The sequence below is a fragment of the Streptomyces sp. SDT5-1 genome (assembly GCF_052245995.1).
Classification (GTDB): domain Bacteria; phylum Actinomycetota; class Actinomycetes; order Streptomycetales; family Streptomycetaceae; genus Streptomyces.
The window spans coordinates 1677891-1692927 of the sequence record NZ_CM125963.1 but is presented as its reverse complement, the minus strand read 5'-3'; the positions used below and the strand labels follow the sequence as shown (position 1 = coordinate 1692927).

The window sequence follows — 15037 nt, the reverse complement described above, 5'->3', positions numbered from 1 at the left end:
CCTTCGGGCCGGGCCTCACTGGCCGACACGGCCCGGCTGCAACGTCTGCGCGAACAGCACGTCGCCGCCCTCCTGCCGCAGCCGCACGGTGAGCTCCCCGCTGCCGCCGTCGATCTCCACCTCGCCGAAGTACGGCGGGGTCTCGGCCGGGGACGTGTTGTTCCGGTCGGGCGCCTTGACGAAAGCCTGGCGCGGGCCGAACGTGCCGTCCAGCTTCAGCGCCTTGAAGCCGCCCGCGGCGAGCGGCCCCGACACGAACTCCCAGAACGGCTCGAAGTCCTTGAACGCCGCGTTCGCCGGCTCGTAGTGCTGCGCCGACGTGTAGTGCACGTCGGTCGTCAGCCACAGCGTGCCGGTGATCCGCTGATGCTTGATGTGCCGCAGCAGCTCGGCCAGTTGCAGCTCGCGCCCGAGCGGCGCGCCCGGGTCGCCCTGGGCCACCGCCTCGAAGTTCGCGCTGCCGTCGGGGACGACGAGGCCGAGCGGCATGTCGGAGGCGATCACCTTCCACACGGCGCGCGAGCGCGACAACTCCCGCTTCAGCCACGCCAGCTGCTCGGCGCCGAGGATGCCGGTGGCGTCGTCGGCCTGCCGGCCCGGCGAGTTCGCGTTCCGGTACGTGCGCATGTCGAGCACGAACACGTCGAGCAGCGGCCCCTGGTGCAGCACGCGGTACACGCGGCCCTCCGCGTCGCCGGGCGGCAGCGTGGAGATCGGGAAGTACTCGCTGAACGCGCGCAGCGAGCGCGCCGACAGCACGTCGACGTTCTTCTCCGTGTACCGGTCGTCGCTGAGGATCTGGCCGGGGTACCAGTTGTTGTGCACCTCGTGGTCGTCCCACTGCGTGATCGTGGGGACCTGCGCGTTGAAGCGGCGCAGGTTCTCGTCGAGCAGGTTGTACCGGAACGCGCCGCGGAACTCGGCGAGCGTCTCGGCGACCTTCGACTTCTCCTCTGTGGTGACGTTGCGCCACACGCGGCCGTCGGGCAGCGTCACGCTCGGCAGGATCGGCCCGTCGGCGTAGATGTTGTCGCCGCTGCACAGGAAGAAGTCCGGGTCGAGGGCGCGCATGTCCTCGTACACGCGGTAGCCGCCGCGGTCCGGGTTGATGCCCCAGCCCTGCCCGGCGATGTCGCCCGACCACAGGAACCGCACGCCGTCCCTGCGCGACACCGAAGCGGTGCGGAAGGTGCCCTCGACGGGCTCGCCGGTGCGGCGCGGGTCGTCGGGGTCGGCGAGCAGCACGCGGTAGTGGATCTGCTCGCCGGGCGGCAGACCGCGCAGCCGGGTCGTGCCGGTGAAGTCGGTGTCGGGGCCGACGAGCGGGCCCCGCCATCTGGTGACCTTCTTGAACGAGTCGGTGGCCGACGTCTCCACGACCATCCGTGCGGGCCGGTCGGAGCGCACCCACACGAGTCCCGAGTGCGCGCCCACGTCGCCCGCCTGGACGCCCCAGCCGGCCTTCGGCCGCCCGGAGAGCGCGAACGCGGGCGCGGCGGCCCCGCCGATCGCCGGCAGGGCGAGCGCGGCGGACGTGGCGAGCGCGCCGCGCAGCACCCCGCGGCGGCCGGGCAGGGGAGTTTCCGAACGGTCTGACATGGACGCCTCCAGTGACGGTCTCGACGACAGTGCGGTGCCTGGCCCACGCGAGGCGCCGCGCAGCCACTCCTACTGCCGTGCCGCGGCGCACACGCGAACCCCAAGTGAACAACCGCCCCCGCCGTCAGGGGAACGGGGCGCGCGGCGCCGCGTCCGCCAGGAGGCGTATCCCTTCGGTGATGCGGGCCGGTGACAGGTGCGCGTAGCCGAGCACCAGGGACACGCCGCCGCCCGCGCCGCCCCCGTAGTGCTCCAGCGGACGGACCGCCACGCCGGCCGCCGCGCACCGGTCCACGAGCTCGCGGGACGGGCCGAAGCGGTCGGGGAGGGTCGCGATGGCGTGCAGTCCTGCCGCGATGCCGGAGACCTCGGTGCCGGGGATGTACCGGTGCAGCGCCGTCACGAGGGCGTCGCGGCGCTCCTGGTAGGCGCGCCGGCAGCGCCGCAGCTGGCGGTCGTAGTCGCCGCGCTCGACGAACCGGGCCAGGACCGCCTGGTCGAGCGCCGGATTGCCGAGGTCCATGTAGCGCTTGCGCGCCACGACGTCGTCGGCCAGCGCGTCCGGGACGAGCAGCCAGCCGAGCCGCAGCCCCGGCGCCAGCGACTTGCTCACCGAGCCGGTGTACGCGACGTGCTCCGGGTCGAGCCCCTGCAACGCTCCGACGGGCGCCCGGTCGTAGCGGAAGTCCCCGTCGTAGTCGTCCTCCACGATCAGCCCGCCCGTCTCCCGCGCCCAGTCGAGGAGCCGCGTCCTGCGGTCCGCCGAGTACGCGATGCCCGAAGGGAAGTGGTGCGAAGGGGTGGTGACCACCGTGCGCACCCCGGACTCCCGCAGCGGTCCCGGCGCGAGCCCCTCGTCGTCCAGGGGGAGGCGCACCGCCCGCGCTCCGACCGTCGCGAACAGGTCCTCGTACTGCGGGCTTCCGGGGCTCTCCACCCCGAAGTCGCGCTGCCCGCGCGCGCGGAGCACGATCCCGAGCAGCGTCACCGCCTGCGTCACCCCCGAGCACACGACGATCCGCTCCGGATCCGCGACCACGCCGCGCCGCCGCGTGAGGAGTTCGGCGAGCGCGGTGCGCAGGCGGGGCAGGCCGCGCGGGTCCGGGTAGCCCAGCGCCTGGTGCGGAAGGTCGGCGACGACCGCGCGCTGCGCCGCCGACCATGCCGCGCGCGGGAACAGCGCCAGGTCCGGGCTGCCCGCCACGAAGTCGGCCCGCACCCCGGTCGCGGGGCGCGGCGCCAGATCGCTCGCGCCCGGCGCCGCCGCCCGCACCCCCTCGCCCACCCACGTGCCCGCGCCCCGCCCGGCCCGCAGATACCCCTCGGCGGTCAACTGCTCGTACGCCTCCGTGACCAGGCCCCGCGACACCCCGAGGTCGCGCGCCAGATCGCGGCTCGACGGCAGCCGGGTGCCCGGCGCGAGCCGCCCCGACCGCACCGCGTCCCGCAGCGCCGACCGCAACGAGCGACCACGCGCGCGTGCCGGGGCGTTCGTCGCGGGCAGCAGCAACTCCCAGGCGGGCGACCGAGTCATACCGGGACCCTACGGCGGAGCCCGGCCATCCGGGATTGGTCCCCGATACGGGCCCGCGAATGGACCTCGTGACGGACCACCGCGCTTCCTAACGTCGGCCCCATGAACGCCACTTCACTCCGCGGCTCCCTGCTCGCCGCCCTCGCCTGCGTCCTCGTGGGCGGCTCGTTCACCGCCAACAGCGTGCTGGGCCACTATCCGTACGCGGGCGGCCAGTTCCTGCGCTACGCCGTCGCCTGTCTGCTGCTCGTGCCGCTCGTCGGTCGGGGCGGCCTGCGCCCGCTGCGGCGGCTCGCGCCGCGCCAGTGGGGGAGGCTCGCGCTGCTGGCGGCCGTCGGCATGGTCGGCTTCAACCTCGCGATCCTCGCCGCGGAACGCTCCGCCGAACCGGCCGTGCCCGGCGTCTTCGTGGGCTGCGCCCCGGTCGTCGTCGCCGTCCTCGTCCCCCTCCTGAGCGGCGCACGCCCCCAACGGGCCGTGCTCTACGGGGCGTTGCTCGTGGCCGCAGGTGCCTTCACGGTCCAGGGGTGGGGGCGTACGGACGCCGCGGGGATCGCGTTCTCCGTGGGCGCGCTCGCCGGCGAGGTCGGCTTCTCCGTGCTCGCCGTGCCGGTGCTGCGCCCGCTCGGGCCGCGGCTGCTGTCCTGCGCGGTGTGCGGGATCGCGGCTCTGGAGTCGGCGCTCGTCGGGATCGTCGTGGACCGCGGCGGCTGGCTGCGGATGCCGGACGGCGCCGAGTCCGCGGCCCTCGTGTGGCAGGCCGTGGTCGTCACGGTCGTCGGCTTCGTGTGCTGGTACATGGGGCTGCAACGGATCGGCGCCGAGCGGGCCACCTTGTTCTCCGGGCTCATCCCCGTCGCGGCCGCCGCCACCGCGCCGCTGGTCGGCACGGGTACGTACGGCGTCGCCCAAGGCGCGGGCAGCGCGCTCGTCGCCGCCGGGGTCGCCCTGGGCTCGGGAGTGTTCGCGCGGCGCTCAGCGGCTGCCGTCGAGGATCACGCGGGCGACGAGCGCCGGGTCGTCGTTCATCGGGACGTGCCCGCAGCCGGGCAGCCTCACGAGCCGGGCCCGCGGAAGGACCTGCTTGGCGCGGACGCCCTGACGGCGCACGAGCAGCCGGTCCCTGACGCCCCACGCGATCGTGACCGGCAGCTCCTGGATGTCGTCACGGAACAGCACCGAACGTCCCGCCTCCAGCGTCTCCCTGAACCCGGCGGCGTCCCGCAGCGCCAGCGTCTCCGCGACGACCGCCTCCGGTGAACGGCGGCCGGGCCGCGCGTAGATGGTGCTGGTGAGCGCCGCGCGTCCGGCGGCGGAGCGGGACAGCCGCTCGATCGCCGGCACCGGAAGGGCCCGCGCGCCCGCCCGCATCGCCAGCAGCGTCCCGAAGGCGTACCGCCGCTCGGCCTCGCTCCAGAACCCGGCGGGGGAGAGCGCGGTGACGGACCGCACCCGCTTCTCCCGCGCGAGGTCGAGCGCGAGCAGCCCGCCCAGCGAGTTCCCCGCCACGTGCGGCCGCTCGACCCCGAGGTGCCGGCAGAACGCGTCCAGTATCGGCACCACGCCCGCCAGGTCGTACGCGACCCCCTCGGGCAGCGCGGGCGAGTCCCCGAACCCCGGCAGATCCACCGCGATCACGTCGCGGTCCGCCGCGAGGATCGAGAGGACCGGCTCCCAGGCCTGCCAGTGGTGGCCTATGCCGTGCAGCAGGAGCAGCGGCTCGCCCGCGCCCCTGCGCTCGTACGCGAGACGCACCGTGCGGGGGCCTCCGGCGCTCTCGATGGTGAAGGACGCCTCTGTCGCCATGTCGCTCGCTCCCTGTCCCCGCCACGCCCCGACGGTTCCTTAGACACCTTGTCAGCAACAATTACCGCTCGGTAGCCCCCAGTTCAAGTGCCCGCGTCGAAGACGATCCGCGCCCGCTGGACAGCGCCCCGCGCTTCCTATGGGATGGACGGGTGGCCACCGACAGCGAGCTCGACCGCATCCATCCCACCGACGACAGCGACGACTTCGAGGAGCACCGCCCCGTCCTCATGGGCGTCGCCTACCGCATGCTGGGCCGCGTCGCCGACGCCGAGGACGTGGTGCAGGACGCCTGGCTGCGCTGGTCCCGCGCCGACCGGGCCGACGTCCGCGAACCGCGCGCCTATCTGGTGCGGATCACCACCCGCCTCGCCATCGACCGGCTGCGCCAGGTCCAGTCCCGGCGCGAGTCCTACGTCGGGCCCTGGCTGCCCGAACCGCTCGTCACCGACTTCGGGCCCACGGTCCCCGACACCGCCGAGCAGGCCGTGCTCGCCGACTCGGTGTCCCTCGCGGTGCTCGTCGTCCTGGAGTCCCTCTCGCCGCTGGAGCGCGCCGTGTTCGTGCTGCGGGAGGCCTTCGGCCTGTCGTACGCGGAGATCGCCGGCACGCTGGAGCGGGGCGAGGCGGCCGTGCGGCAGCTCGCGGCCCGCGCCCGCAAGCACGTCGACGAGCGCAGGCCGCGCTTCGACGTCGACCCGGCGCAGCAGCGCGACCTCACCGAGCGGTTCCTGGCCGCGGCGTCGGACGGCGACCTCGACGGGCTGATGGCCATGCTCGCCCCCGACGCCCGGCTCGTCGGCGACAGCGGCGGCAAGGCGAGGGCGCCGCTGCGGGTCGTCGAGTCCGCCGACAAGGTGGGCAGGTTCGTGCACGGCGCCGCGCGGCAGGGCGCGGGCGAGGGCTTCGAGCTCGGCCTCGTCGAGTTCAACGGCGCGCTCGGCGTGCTCGTCACCGGGCACGGCAAGCCGGACGCCGTCATCCAACTCGGCGTGCGCGACGGCCGGATCCAGGAGATCTACATCGTGCGGAACCCGGACAAGCTGGGCTCGATCGGCTGACCACTCCACCGAGGCCCGCCCCCGACGCGCAGCCGGGGGCGGGCCTTCCGCATTCCGGCGCGTGGGCTGCCCCGGGCGATTGGTATTGACCAAGTTCCGAGGGCGGTCCTACTCTCGCAGGGATAAGGCAGGAACCTTTAATAAACAAGGGCGCTAAAAAGCCGCCCGGGCGCGGTTGTTGCGGAGGACAGGGTGGGGACCACGCAGTTGGAAGCGGCTCCGGAGCCGAAGTACTGGCACCTGAAGACCGTGCTCAGCGACGCGCTCGACTCCGAGTTCGCGGTGGGGGAGATCCTGCCGAACGAGCGGGACCTCGCGGCGCGCTTCGGCGTCGCCCGCGCCACGCTCCGGCAGGCGCTCGAGCAGCTCGAGCTGGAGGGCAGGCTGCAGCGCCGGCGCGGCGTCGGCACCACCGTCGCGCCGCCCCGCATGGGCGTCCCCGTCGCCTCCGACGACCGGGACTGGCCCGGTGGCAGCGCCGACGCCTGGCAGGCCGTCGACTGCTCCTTCGAGGCGCCGCCCGGCTCGGTCGCCGCCGCGCTGGAGACCGGCCCCGACACCGAGGTGCACGTCCTGCGCCGCACCCGGGTCTCGCACGGCCAGCCCGTCGCGGCCGAGCTGCTCTACGTCCCCGTGACCTCGGCCCCCGACCTCACGGCCATCGAAGCGGCGTCCGGCGCGGCACGCGCGCGTGCGGTTCTGCGCGAGCTCCAGCGCCTCGGCCTCGACGGCGAGGACCGCGCGGTCGAGCTGGGCTCGGCGCGCGCCGACGACGCGAAGGAACTGGACCGCCTCCCCGGCGCCCCCGTCCTCGTCGTCACGACCCGCTACTTCCGCCACGGCACGACCGCCGCGGTCTCGGTGGCCACCTACCGCGCCGACACCTGCCGCCTCACCTTCGGCGACACCCCTTCCGTCCAACTCACCCACACCCCCCACTCCCGCGCGTCCTAAAGACCCCCGCCCACCTGGGGCGCGGGGAACCGCGCACGGTACCTCCGGGTGACGCGCACGCCCGGTCGACCGAGAGGATCAGGGGCGCGGGGAACCGCGCACCGTACCCCCGGGTGGCATGCACGCCCGGTCGACCGAGAGGATCAGGGGCGCGAGGAACCGCGCACCGCACCCCCGGTCGACCGCAACACACGGGCGACCGGTCACCGGCGGGCCGTAACCGCCCCCTCCGTAGCGAACAACTCACCCTCGACGAAGTCCAACGCAAGGCGCAACGCCCCCGTCGCCACCGCCGCCTCCCCCAACTCCGACAACGCCACCCGCGGCGGCCGCAGGCAATACCGCTCCAGCTCCCGCCGCAACGGATCGAGCACCCCGTCGAGCCCCGCAGCCCACCCACCCACGACGACCAGCTCCGGATCGAGCGCGAGCACCAGCGCGGCGACATCGTGCACGAGCCGCTGCAGGAACCGCTCGACCGCCGCCGACGCCCGCTCGTCGCCCTCCCGCGCCAGCGCGAACACCCGCGCCACCGCGATCTCGTCCAACGGATGCAAGGGCTCGTCCGTGGTGGACAGCAACGCCTCGGGCCGCACCTCACGCCCCAGCAGATGCAACGCCCCGATCTCCCCGGCGGCGCCCCCGTACCCCCGGTGCAGCCGCCCCCCGATCAGCGCGCCGGCCCCGGGGCTGAGCCCCGCCATGACGAACACCATGTCGTCCGTGTCCGCACCGGCACCCTTCCAGTGCTCGGCCACGGCCGCCGCGTTCGCGTCGTTCTCCACGAGGACCGGGCACTTGAAGGAGCGCCGCAGCCGCTCCCCGAGCGGCAGCCCGGTCCACCCCGGCAGCGCCGTCCCCAGCCGCACCGTGCCGTCCGCCTGGACGATCCCCGGACTGCCGACGCCGACCGCCCACAGCTGGTCACGCGCCACACCCGCCCGGCGCAGCAGATCGGCGACGGTGCCGCGCAGCTTCTCCAGCCGCTCGTCCGCCTCCGCGGTCTCGTCGACCTCCTTGGACGCCGAGTCGAGCACCCGCCCGTCGAGCGCGGAGAGCACCGCGGCGACCCGGTGCGCGCCGATCTCCAGGCCCAGCAGATGCCCGGCCTCGGCCCGGAAGCGGAACTTGCGCGCGGGCCGCCCCTGCCGCCGCGCCCCCGGCTCGTCGACCATCGTCTCGACGACGAACCCGACCTCGATGAGTCCTTCGACGACTCCCTCGACGGTGGGCCGCGAAAGCCCGGTCACTCGGGTGATCTCGGTGAGCGTCGCGAAGTCGGTGGCGCGCAGCGCCTGCAGTACCACCACGGAATTGATCCGCCTGAGCAGAGAGGGGTCTCCGCCGGTCAGCCGCCCCACCGTCGTCCTCCCGCAGTCGCGCGTGTTCGCCGGATGGTACCCGCAGGGAACGACACCGGCGAGAGCCGGGTGCACTTCTGGGCCGCGTGGTGCTCAGCCGCGCACCCCCCGGCCGAACCTCAGCGCGGCGCCACGAACCCCGACTCGTACGCCGCGATCACCGCCTGTGTCCGGTCCCGCGCGCCCAGCTTCGTCAGCACCGCGCTGACGTGCGATTTGACGGTCTCGGTGCCGACGACGAGGTCCGCCGCGATCTCCGCGTTCGACAGGCCGCGCGCCATCAGCCGCAGCACCTGCCCCTCGCGCTCGGTCAGCGCCGCCCGCTCCAGCGCCTCGCGCGCGGCCGAACTCCCGTACTCCGCCGCCAGTTTGCGGACCGCCGCGGGGAAGAGCAGCGACTCGCCTGCCGCGACGAGCCGCACCGCGTGCACGATCTCCTCGGGCCGTGCCCGCTTCAGCAGGAACCCGTCGGCGCCCGCGCGCAGCGCCCCGTACACGTACTCGTCGTTCTCGAAGGTGGTGATCACGAGGATCTTCGGCGGGCGGTCCGCGCCGCGCAGCACCGCGCGCGTGGCCTCGATCCCGTCGAGGAGCGGCATCCGGACGTCCATGGCGACGACGTCGGGCCGCAGTTCGCGCACCAGCGGGACGACCGCCGCGCCGTCGGCGGCCTCGCCGACGACCGTGATGTCCGGCTGCGCCTCGAGGACCGCGCGCAGCCCGGCACGGACCAGCGGTTCGTCGTCCACGAGAAGCACGGTGATCGGCACGCCGCCAGACTAGGTCACGCGACCGGCAGCTCGACGCGCACCTGCCACTCGTCCCCGACCGGGCCCGTACGGGCGTGGCCGCCGAGCAGCGCCGCACGCTCCCGTACGCCGCGCAGCCCGCTGCCGGTGCCGCCGTGCCCGGTGCCGCGCTCGGGCGGCAGCGGATTGCGGACCTCCAGGACGAGCCGCGCGTCCGCCACCCGGAGCGTCACCGCGACCGGCACCGTCCCGCTGTGCCGCAGCACGTTCGTGAGCGCCTCCTGAAGAATGCGGTAGCCCTCGCGCGTGACGGGCCCCGGCACCTTCTCCAGCGGCCCCGACACCTCCACGTCCACCTTCGCGCCCGCCGCCCGCGCCGAGTCGAGGAGCCGGTCGGCGTCCTGGAGCGTCGGCCGGGTGCTCGCCGGGCGCTCCGACTCGCGCAGCACCACGAGGACCCGCTCCAGGTCGTCGAGCGCCGCCCGCCCCGTCTCCTCGATGGCGTCCAGCGCCCGCTCCGTGAACGCCGGATCGCCCGCCGCCCGCGCCGCGCCCGCCTGCACGACGGCGACCGTCAGCGCGTGCCCGATGGAGTCGTGCAGCTCGCGGGCGATGCGGTTGCGCTCCAGGAGCTGCTCGGTGCGCTCCTCCAGGGCGGCCAGGCGCTCGGCGGCGGAGGGCCCGAGCAGCAGCGGCGCGAGACGGGCCATCGCCCAGCCGGCGCCCGCCACCCCGTACAGCATCGCCACCAGGACGACGGGGATGCCCGCCGCGTACCACCAGCCGGTTCCCGTGACCGCGAAGCGCCACGTGGAGTCCACGTGCTGACCGACGCTCGCCCCCGCCAACTCCAGTACCAGCGCCATCGCCTGGCCCGAGAACAGCGCCACGCTCAGCCCCAGCAGGTGCCGCAGCACGAGCCACAGCGCCGTCCTGCCCCGGTCCCGCCACGACGCCGAGGGCGCCACCGAGACGCCGTCGGCCTCCCCGCTCCCCGCCACGCGCGCGTGCCCACCCGGGAACAGCATCAGCCGCGCCTGCAGACCCTCGGCCCGCCGCACCACCGGCACCAGTCCCGCCGGCACGAGCAGCGCCACGGGAATCGCGTAGATCGTCAGCCAGTCCCCGAAGTCGGGGTCCACGAGCCCCGGGTACACGAACGAGCACGCGAAGCCGACCACCGACGCGCACAGCAGATGCAGCCAGCGGGTGTACGTGACCGCACGCGCGAGCGGTCTCCAGAAGCGGGGCATGCCGTCATCGTGCCAGCCACCGCCCACGGCCCGGCTCCCCCGCACGGGGGAGGCGAAGCCCGCCGGCGGGGGAGGACCGCGCCCCGGCCCGCCCGCGAGGCTGATGCCATGACCAGCATCGACGTCAAGGACCTCACCAAGGAGTACGGGGCGACGCGCGCCGTGGACGGCCTGACCTTCACGGTCGGGCCCGGCCGCGTCACCGGCTTCCTCGGCCCGAACGGCGCCGGAAAGTCCACCACCATGCGCCTCGCCCTCGGACTCGACCGCCCCACCTCGGGGAGCGTGCGCATCGGCGGCAGGCCCTACGCCGCGTACGACGAACCGCTGCGCGTCGTGGGCGCGCTCCTCGACCCGCAGGCGGCGCACGGCTCCCGCACCGCACGCGACCATCTGCGGGCGCTCGCCGTCAGCAACCGGATCCCCGTCGCGCGCGTCGACGAGGTCCTGGAGCAGGCCGGGATCGCCGCCGTCGCGAAGAAGCGCGTCAGGACGTTCTCGCTCGGCATGCGACAGCGCCTCGGCATCGCGGCGGCGCTCATCGGAGACCCCGAAGTGGTGCTCCTCGACGAGCCGTCGAACGGGCTCGACCCCGAAGGCATCATCTGGATCCGCGAGTTGATGCGCGACCTCGCCCGCGCGGGCCGCACCGTGCTGGTCTCCAGCCACCTCATGAACGAGACGGCGACCTTCGCCGACCACCTCGTCGTCCTCGGCCGCGGCAGGCTCCTCGCCGACACCCCGATGCCGGAGTTCATCGCCGCGCACAGCGCGCGCCGCGTACGGGTGCGCTCCACGGACCCCGCGCGCCTGCGGGCCGCGCTCGTACGCGCCGGGCACACCGTGACGCTCGCCGCCGACGGCCGCTGCGACGTGGAGGGCGCCACCGCCGCCGACGTCGGGGCGCTCGCCGCGGCCGAGGGCGTACCCGTCATCGAACTCGCCGACGAGCGGGCCTCGTTGGAGCAGGCCTATCTCGCCCTCACCGCGCACGACACCGAGTTCGCCGCCACGCCCCTCCAGGAGGCCTGACCATGTCCGCCATGTCTCCCACCGCCGTACTGCGCTCCGAGTGGATCAAGGTGCGGTCGCTGCGCGGCAGCTTCGGCTCGCTGCTCGCCGTCTTCGTCGCGACGCTCGCCGTCACCACCCTCGCGTTCGCCACGGTCGGCCAGGCCGAGGCCGACAACGGCGGCGACCTGCTCTTCGGCGCCTTCTACGCCCTCAACTTCGGCCAGATCGCCGCCATCGCCTTCGGCGCCACCGCGGTCTCCGCCGAGTACCTGAACAACGCGCTGCGCGTCTCGCTGGCCGCCGTCCCGCACCGCACCCTCTTCTACGCCGCCAAGACCGCGGTCATCGGTGCCTGCGGGCTCGTCGTCGGCCTGCTCACGAGCTTCGCCGCGTTCCTCGTCGGGCAGGCGTTCATGGGCCCGTACGCGCTGGACCTCGGCGATCCGGGCGCGGTGCGGGCGTGCGTCGGGGGCGGGGTGTACCTCGCGCTGATGGCGCTGCTCGCCGCGGGGCTCACGGCCGTGCTGCGCAGCGCGGTGGCCGTGCTCGGCATCCTCGTGCCGTTCCTGCTGATCGTGTCGTTCGTCGTCGGGGACGTCGCCGGCTCGGCCGCCGACTATCTGCCCGACCGCGCGGGCCAACAGGTCCTGTACCAGCACGCGCAGGGCTCGCTCGGGCCATGGTCCGGGCTCGCCGTGAGCGCCCTGTGGGCCGCGGCCGCGGTGCTCGCCGGGTGGTGGGCGGTGCGGCGCAGGGACGCATAGGGGCGGCCCCGGCGGACATCATCGAACTCCCGTGCCAAGATGGGATCTTGAGCCGATACCGGCAACGCACGAGGGAGATCGCATGACTGACGCCGACGGGGCCGCGCCGGAAGGCCGGATCTCCAGCCACATCGCGCACAACGCGCGCGTCTGGAACTACTGGCTGGGCGGAAAGGACCACTACGAGGTCGACGAGAAGGTCGGCGACATGGTGACCTCCATGTACCCGAGCATCGGCGAGGTCGCCCGCGCCGACCGCGCCTTCCTCGGCCGCGCCGTCTCCTACCTCGCGGGGCAGGAGGGCGTCCGCCAGTTCCTCGACGTCGGGACGGGCCTGCCCACCGTCGACAACACGCACGAGGTCGCCCAGCGCATCGCGCCGGACGCGCGCGTCGTCTACGTCGACAACGACCCGATCGTCCTCACCCACGCCCGCGCGCTGCTCACCAGCTCCGCCGAGGGCAGGACCAACTACGTGGACGCGGACGCCCGCGACCCGCGGGCGATCATCGAGGCGGCCTCCGAGACCCTCGACTTCGACCAGCCGGTCGCGATCATGCTCCTGGGCATCCTCAACTTCGTGCTCGACACGGAGGAGGCCGCGTCCATCGTGCGCGAGCTGGTCGCCGCCGTCCCCTCCGGCAGCTACGTGGTGCTCACCCACCCCACCCTCGAACTGGGCGGGGAGGGCAACGAGGAGGCCATGGCGTTCTGGAACGAGAACGCGAAGCCGCCGATCACCGCCCGCACCGGCGCCGAGATCGCGGCGTTCCTCGACGGCCTGGAGTTCGTCGACCCCGGCCTCGTCTCCTGCGCCCGCTGGCGCGACGACGAGGCCACCCAGGTCGCCCAGTACGGCGTGGTGGCCCGCAAGCCCTGACGCTTACGCCGCGGCCTCGCGCAGGCGGGCGTATTCCTCGGCCATCGTCTGCGCCGTCCAGTGGGCGTTCAGGCCACTCGGGTTCGGCAGCGCCCACACACGGGCGCCGCCGATCGTCCGGTCCTGGGGGCCGATCTTCGCCCTGGGCTCGCCGAAGGCCGACCGGTACGCGGTCACGCCCACGACGGCGAGCCAGTGCGGTCGCAGCTCGGCGACCTTCGCCTCCAGCAGGCGACCGCCCTCGCGGTACTCGTCGGCGCTCAGCTCGTCCGCCCGCGCCGTGGCCCGCGCCACGACGTTCGTGATCCCGAGCCCGTACGAGAGGAGCTCCTGCTGCTCCGACGGCTTCAGCAGGCGGGGCGTGAAACCGGACAGGTGGAGGACCGGCCAGAAGCGGTTGCCGGGGCGGGCGAAGTGATGGCCGGTCGCGGCGGTCATCAGGCCGGGGTTGATGCCGCAGAACAGAACCCGGAGGCCGCTCGCGACGACGTCCGGAACGAGACGGTCGCGAGCGGCCTCCAGGTCCGCTTGGGTCAGCCGGGTCAGAGGATCGCTCCCGGCGTGTAGCCGGCGGCCTCCGGGTGCTGCTTCACGATCTCCTCGACGCGGGCCACGAGCTGCGCGACCTGGCCCGCGGCGGCGCCCGTGAACGACAGCTTGTCCGCCATCAGCTCGTCGAGCTGCGCGCGGTCCAGCGGGATCCGGGAGTCGGCGGCGAGCTTGTCGAGCAGCTCGTTGCGCTCGACGCCCTGCTCGCGCATCGCGAGGGCCGAGGCCACCGCGTTCTCCTTGATCGCCTCGTGGGCCTCCTCGCGGCCGACGCCCGCGCGCACCGAGGCCATGAGCACCTTCGTGGTGGCGAGGAACGGCAGGTAGCGGTCCAGCTCGCGGGCGACGACGGCCGGGAAGGCGCCGAACTCGTCGAGGACGGTGAGGAAGGTCTCCAGGAGACCGTCGAGCGCGAAGAACGCGTCCGGCAGCGCGACCCGGCGCACGACCGAGCACGACACGTCGCCCTCGTTCCACTGGTCGCCCGACAGCTCGCCGGTCATCGACGCGTAGCCGCGCAGGATGACCATCAGGCCGTTGACGCGCTCGCAGGAGCGGGTGTTCATCTTGTGCGGCATCGCGGACGAGCCGACCTGGCCCGGCTTGAAGCCCTCGGTGACCAGCTCGTGCCCGGCCATCAGGCGGATCGTCTTGGCGAGCGAGGACGGCGCGGCGGCCAGCTGCACCAGCGAGGTCACGACCTCGTAGTCGAGCGAGCGCGGGTAGACCTGGCCGACGGAGGTGAAGGCCTGCGAGAAGCCCAGGTGCTGGGCGATCCGCTGCTCCAGGTCGGCCAGCTTGTCGGCGTCGCCGCCGAGCAGGTCGAGCATGTCCTGCGCCGTGCCGACCGGGCCCTTGATGCCGCGCAGCGGGTAGCGGTTGAGCAGCTCCTCGACCCGGCCGAACGCCACGAGCAGCTCGTCGGTCGCGGTCGCGAAGCGCTTGCCGAGCGTGGTGGCCTGCGCCGCGACGTTGTGCGAGCGGCCGGCCATGACCAGCTCCCCGTACTCGCCGGACAGCTTGCCCAGGCGCGCGAGCACCGCGACGGTACGGTCCCGGATCAGCTCCAGGGAGAGCCGGACCTGCAGCTGCTCGACGTTCTCCGTCAGGTCGCGGGACGTCATGCCCTTGTGCACCTGCTCGTGCCCGGCGAGCGCGTTGAACTCCTCGATGCGGGCCTTCACGTCGTGCCGCGTGACCTTCTCGCGCTCGGCGATCGAGGCCAGGTCGACCTGGTCGAGCACGCGCTCGTAGTCGGCGATCGCGGCGTCCGGGACGTCGATCCCGAGGTCCTTCTGGGCCTTCAGCACGGCGAGCCAGAGCTGCCGCTCGAGCTTCACCTTCTCCTCGGGGGACCAGAGGGTGGCGAGCTCGACGGAGGCATAGCGTCCGGCGAGGACATTCGGGATACGGGGCTTTGCAGGCGCAGTCACGTGCACGAAGTTTACCGGCCGTCCCTACAGGCTCCGAACCGTCGTCCGAATGTAGGAACGTACAGGCGGCGCGGCGGGGT

At 73.9% G+C, this 15037-nt stretch carries 13 protein-coding genes and 1 pseudogene; 6 read left to right on the top strand and 8 right to left on the bottom strand.

Annotated features, from left to right (window positions below; translation table 11 throughout):
• Positions 1-15 precede the first annotated feature (15 nt).
• Together ACTWJ8_RS07975 and pdxR are read right to left on the bottom strand one after the other, a co-directional pair.
• Positions 16-1599 carry an alkaline phosphatase D family protein gene (locus ACTWJ8_RS07975; RefSeq protein ID WP_443263434.1) on the bottom strand — a complete coding sequence of 528 codons (1584 nt, stop codon included), beginning with the start codon at positions 1597-1599 and terminating at the stop codon, positions 16-18.
• Positions 1600-1723: 124 nt separating this feature from the next.
• The gene (gene pdxR, locus ACTWJ8_RS07970; RefSeq protein ID WP_356383068.1) at positions 1724-3133 is read right to left on the bottom strand and encodes a MocR-like pyridoxine biosynthesis transcription factor PdxR; all 1410 of its coding nucleotides are present in this window, start codon (positions 3131-3133) and stop codon (positions 1724-1726) included.
• Positions 3134-3235: 102 nt separating this feature from the next.
• Between pdxR and ACTWJ8_RS07965 the strand changes: the two are divergent.
• A pseudogene (locus tag ACTWJ8_RS07965) lies at positions 3236-4072 on the top strand (DMT family transporter); the annotation flags it as partial.
• Positions 4073-4108: 36 nt separating this feature from the next.
• Here the strand turns inward: ACTWJ8_RS07965 and ACTWJ8_RS07960 are convergent.
• Positions 4109-4939, bottom strand: coding sequence for an alpha/beta fold hydrolase (locus tag ACTWJ8_RS07960; RefSeq protein ID WP_443263433.1), 831 nt, complete (start codon positions 4937-4939; stop codon positions 4109-4111).
• Positions 4940-5169: 230 nt separating this feature from the next.
• Between ACTWJ8_RS07960 and sigJ the strand changes: the two genes are divergently transcribed.
• Positions 5170-6000: an RNA polymerase sigma factor SigJ gene (gene sigJ, locus ACTWJ8_RS07955; RefSeq protein ID WP_443264837.1), complete on the top strand. Its 831-nt coding sequence runs from the start codon at positions 5170-5172 to the stop codon at positions 5998-6000.
• A 192-nt stretch (positions 6001-6192) separates the two neighbouring features.
• A complete protein-coding gene (locus tag ACTWJ8_RS07950) occupies positions 6193-6954 on the top strand; it encodes a GntR family transcriptional regulator (RefSeq protein WP_356383076.1) in 762 nt (253 codons plus the stop codon).
• A 203-nt stretch (positions 6955-7157) separates the two neighbouring features.
• Here ACTWJ8_RS07950 and ACTWJ8_RS07945 read toward each other — a convergent pair whose 3' ends face one another.
• The 3 genes from ACTWJ8_RS07945 to ACTWJ8_RS07935 form a co-directional block, all read right to left on the bottom strand.
• Positions 7158-8315, bottom strand: coding sequence for an ROK family protein (locus tag ACTWJ8_RS07945; RefSeq protein WP_356383078.1), 1158 nt, complete (start codon positions 8313-8315; stop codon positions 7158-7160).
• A 119-nt stretch (positions 8316-8434) separates the two neighbouring features.
• Positions 8435-9085 (bottom strand): response regulator transcription factor, encoded by a 651-nt coding sequence (locus ACTWJ8_RS07940; protein WP_356383080.1) that lies wholly within the window; start codon positions 9083-9085, stop codon positions 8435-8437.
• A gap of 14 nt (positions 9086-9099) precedes the next feature.
• Complete coding sequence (locus tag ACTWJ8_RS07935) at positions 9100-10317, bottom strand: sensor histidine kinase (protein ID WP_443263432.1); 1218 nt, start codon at positions 10315-10317, stop codon at positions 9100-9102.
• 108 nt (positions 10318-10425) lie between these two features.
• Here ACTWJ8_RS07935 and ACTWJ8_RS07930 point away from each other — a divergent pair, with 108 nt between their 5' ends.
• The 3 genes from ACTWJ8_RS07930 (at position 10426) to ACTWJ8_RS07920 (ending at position 12975) form a co-directional block, all read left to right on the top strand.
• Positions 10426-11349: an ABC transporter ATP-binding protein gene (locus tag ACTWJ8_RS07930; protein WP_356383086.1), complete on the top strand. Its 924-nt coding sequence runs from the start codon at positions 10426-10428 to the stop codon at positions 11347-11349.
• A gap of 11 nt (positions 11350-11360) precedes the next feature.
• Complete coding sequence (locus tag ACTWJ8_RS07925; RefSeq protein ID WP_356383859.1) at positions 11361-12095, top strand: ABC transporter permease; 735 nt, start codon at positions 11361-11363, stop codon at positions 12093-12095.
• A gap of 82 nt (positions 12096-12177) precedes the next feature.
• Entirely contained in the window at positions 12178-12975 is a 798-nt protein-coding gene (locus tag ACTWJ8_RS07920) for an SAM-dependent methyltransferase (RefSeq protein WP_356383089.1), read from the top strand.
• A gap of 3 nt (positions 12976-12978) precedes the next feature.
• Here the strand turns inward: ACTWJ8_RS07920 and mug are convergent, their stop codons facing one another.
• Both mug and purB read right to left on the bottom strand, forming a co-directional pair.
• A complete protein-coding gene (mug, locus tag ACTWJ8_RS07915) occupies positions 12979-13512 on the bottom strand; it encodes a G/U mismatch-specific DNA glycosylase (RefSeq protein ID WP_443264836.1) in 534 nt (177 codons plus the stop codon).
• Positions 13513-13517: 5 nt separating this feature from the next.
• Positions 13518-14957 (bottom strand): adenylosuccinate lyase, encoded by a 1440-nt coding sequence (gene purB, locus ACTWJ8_RS07910; protein WP_356383092.1) that lies wholly within the window; start codon positions 14955-14957, stop codon positions 13518-13520.
• Positions 14958-15037 lie beyond the last annotated feature (80 nt).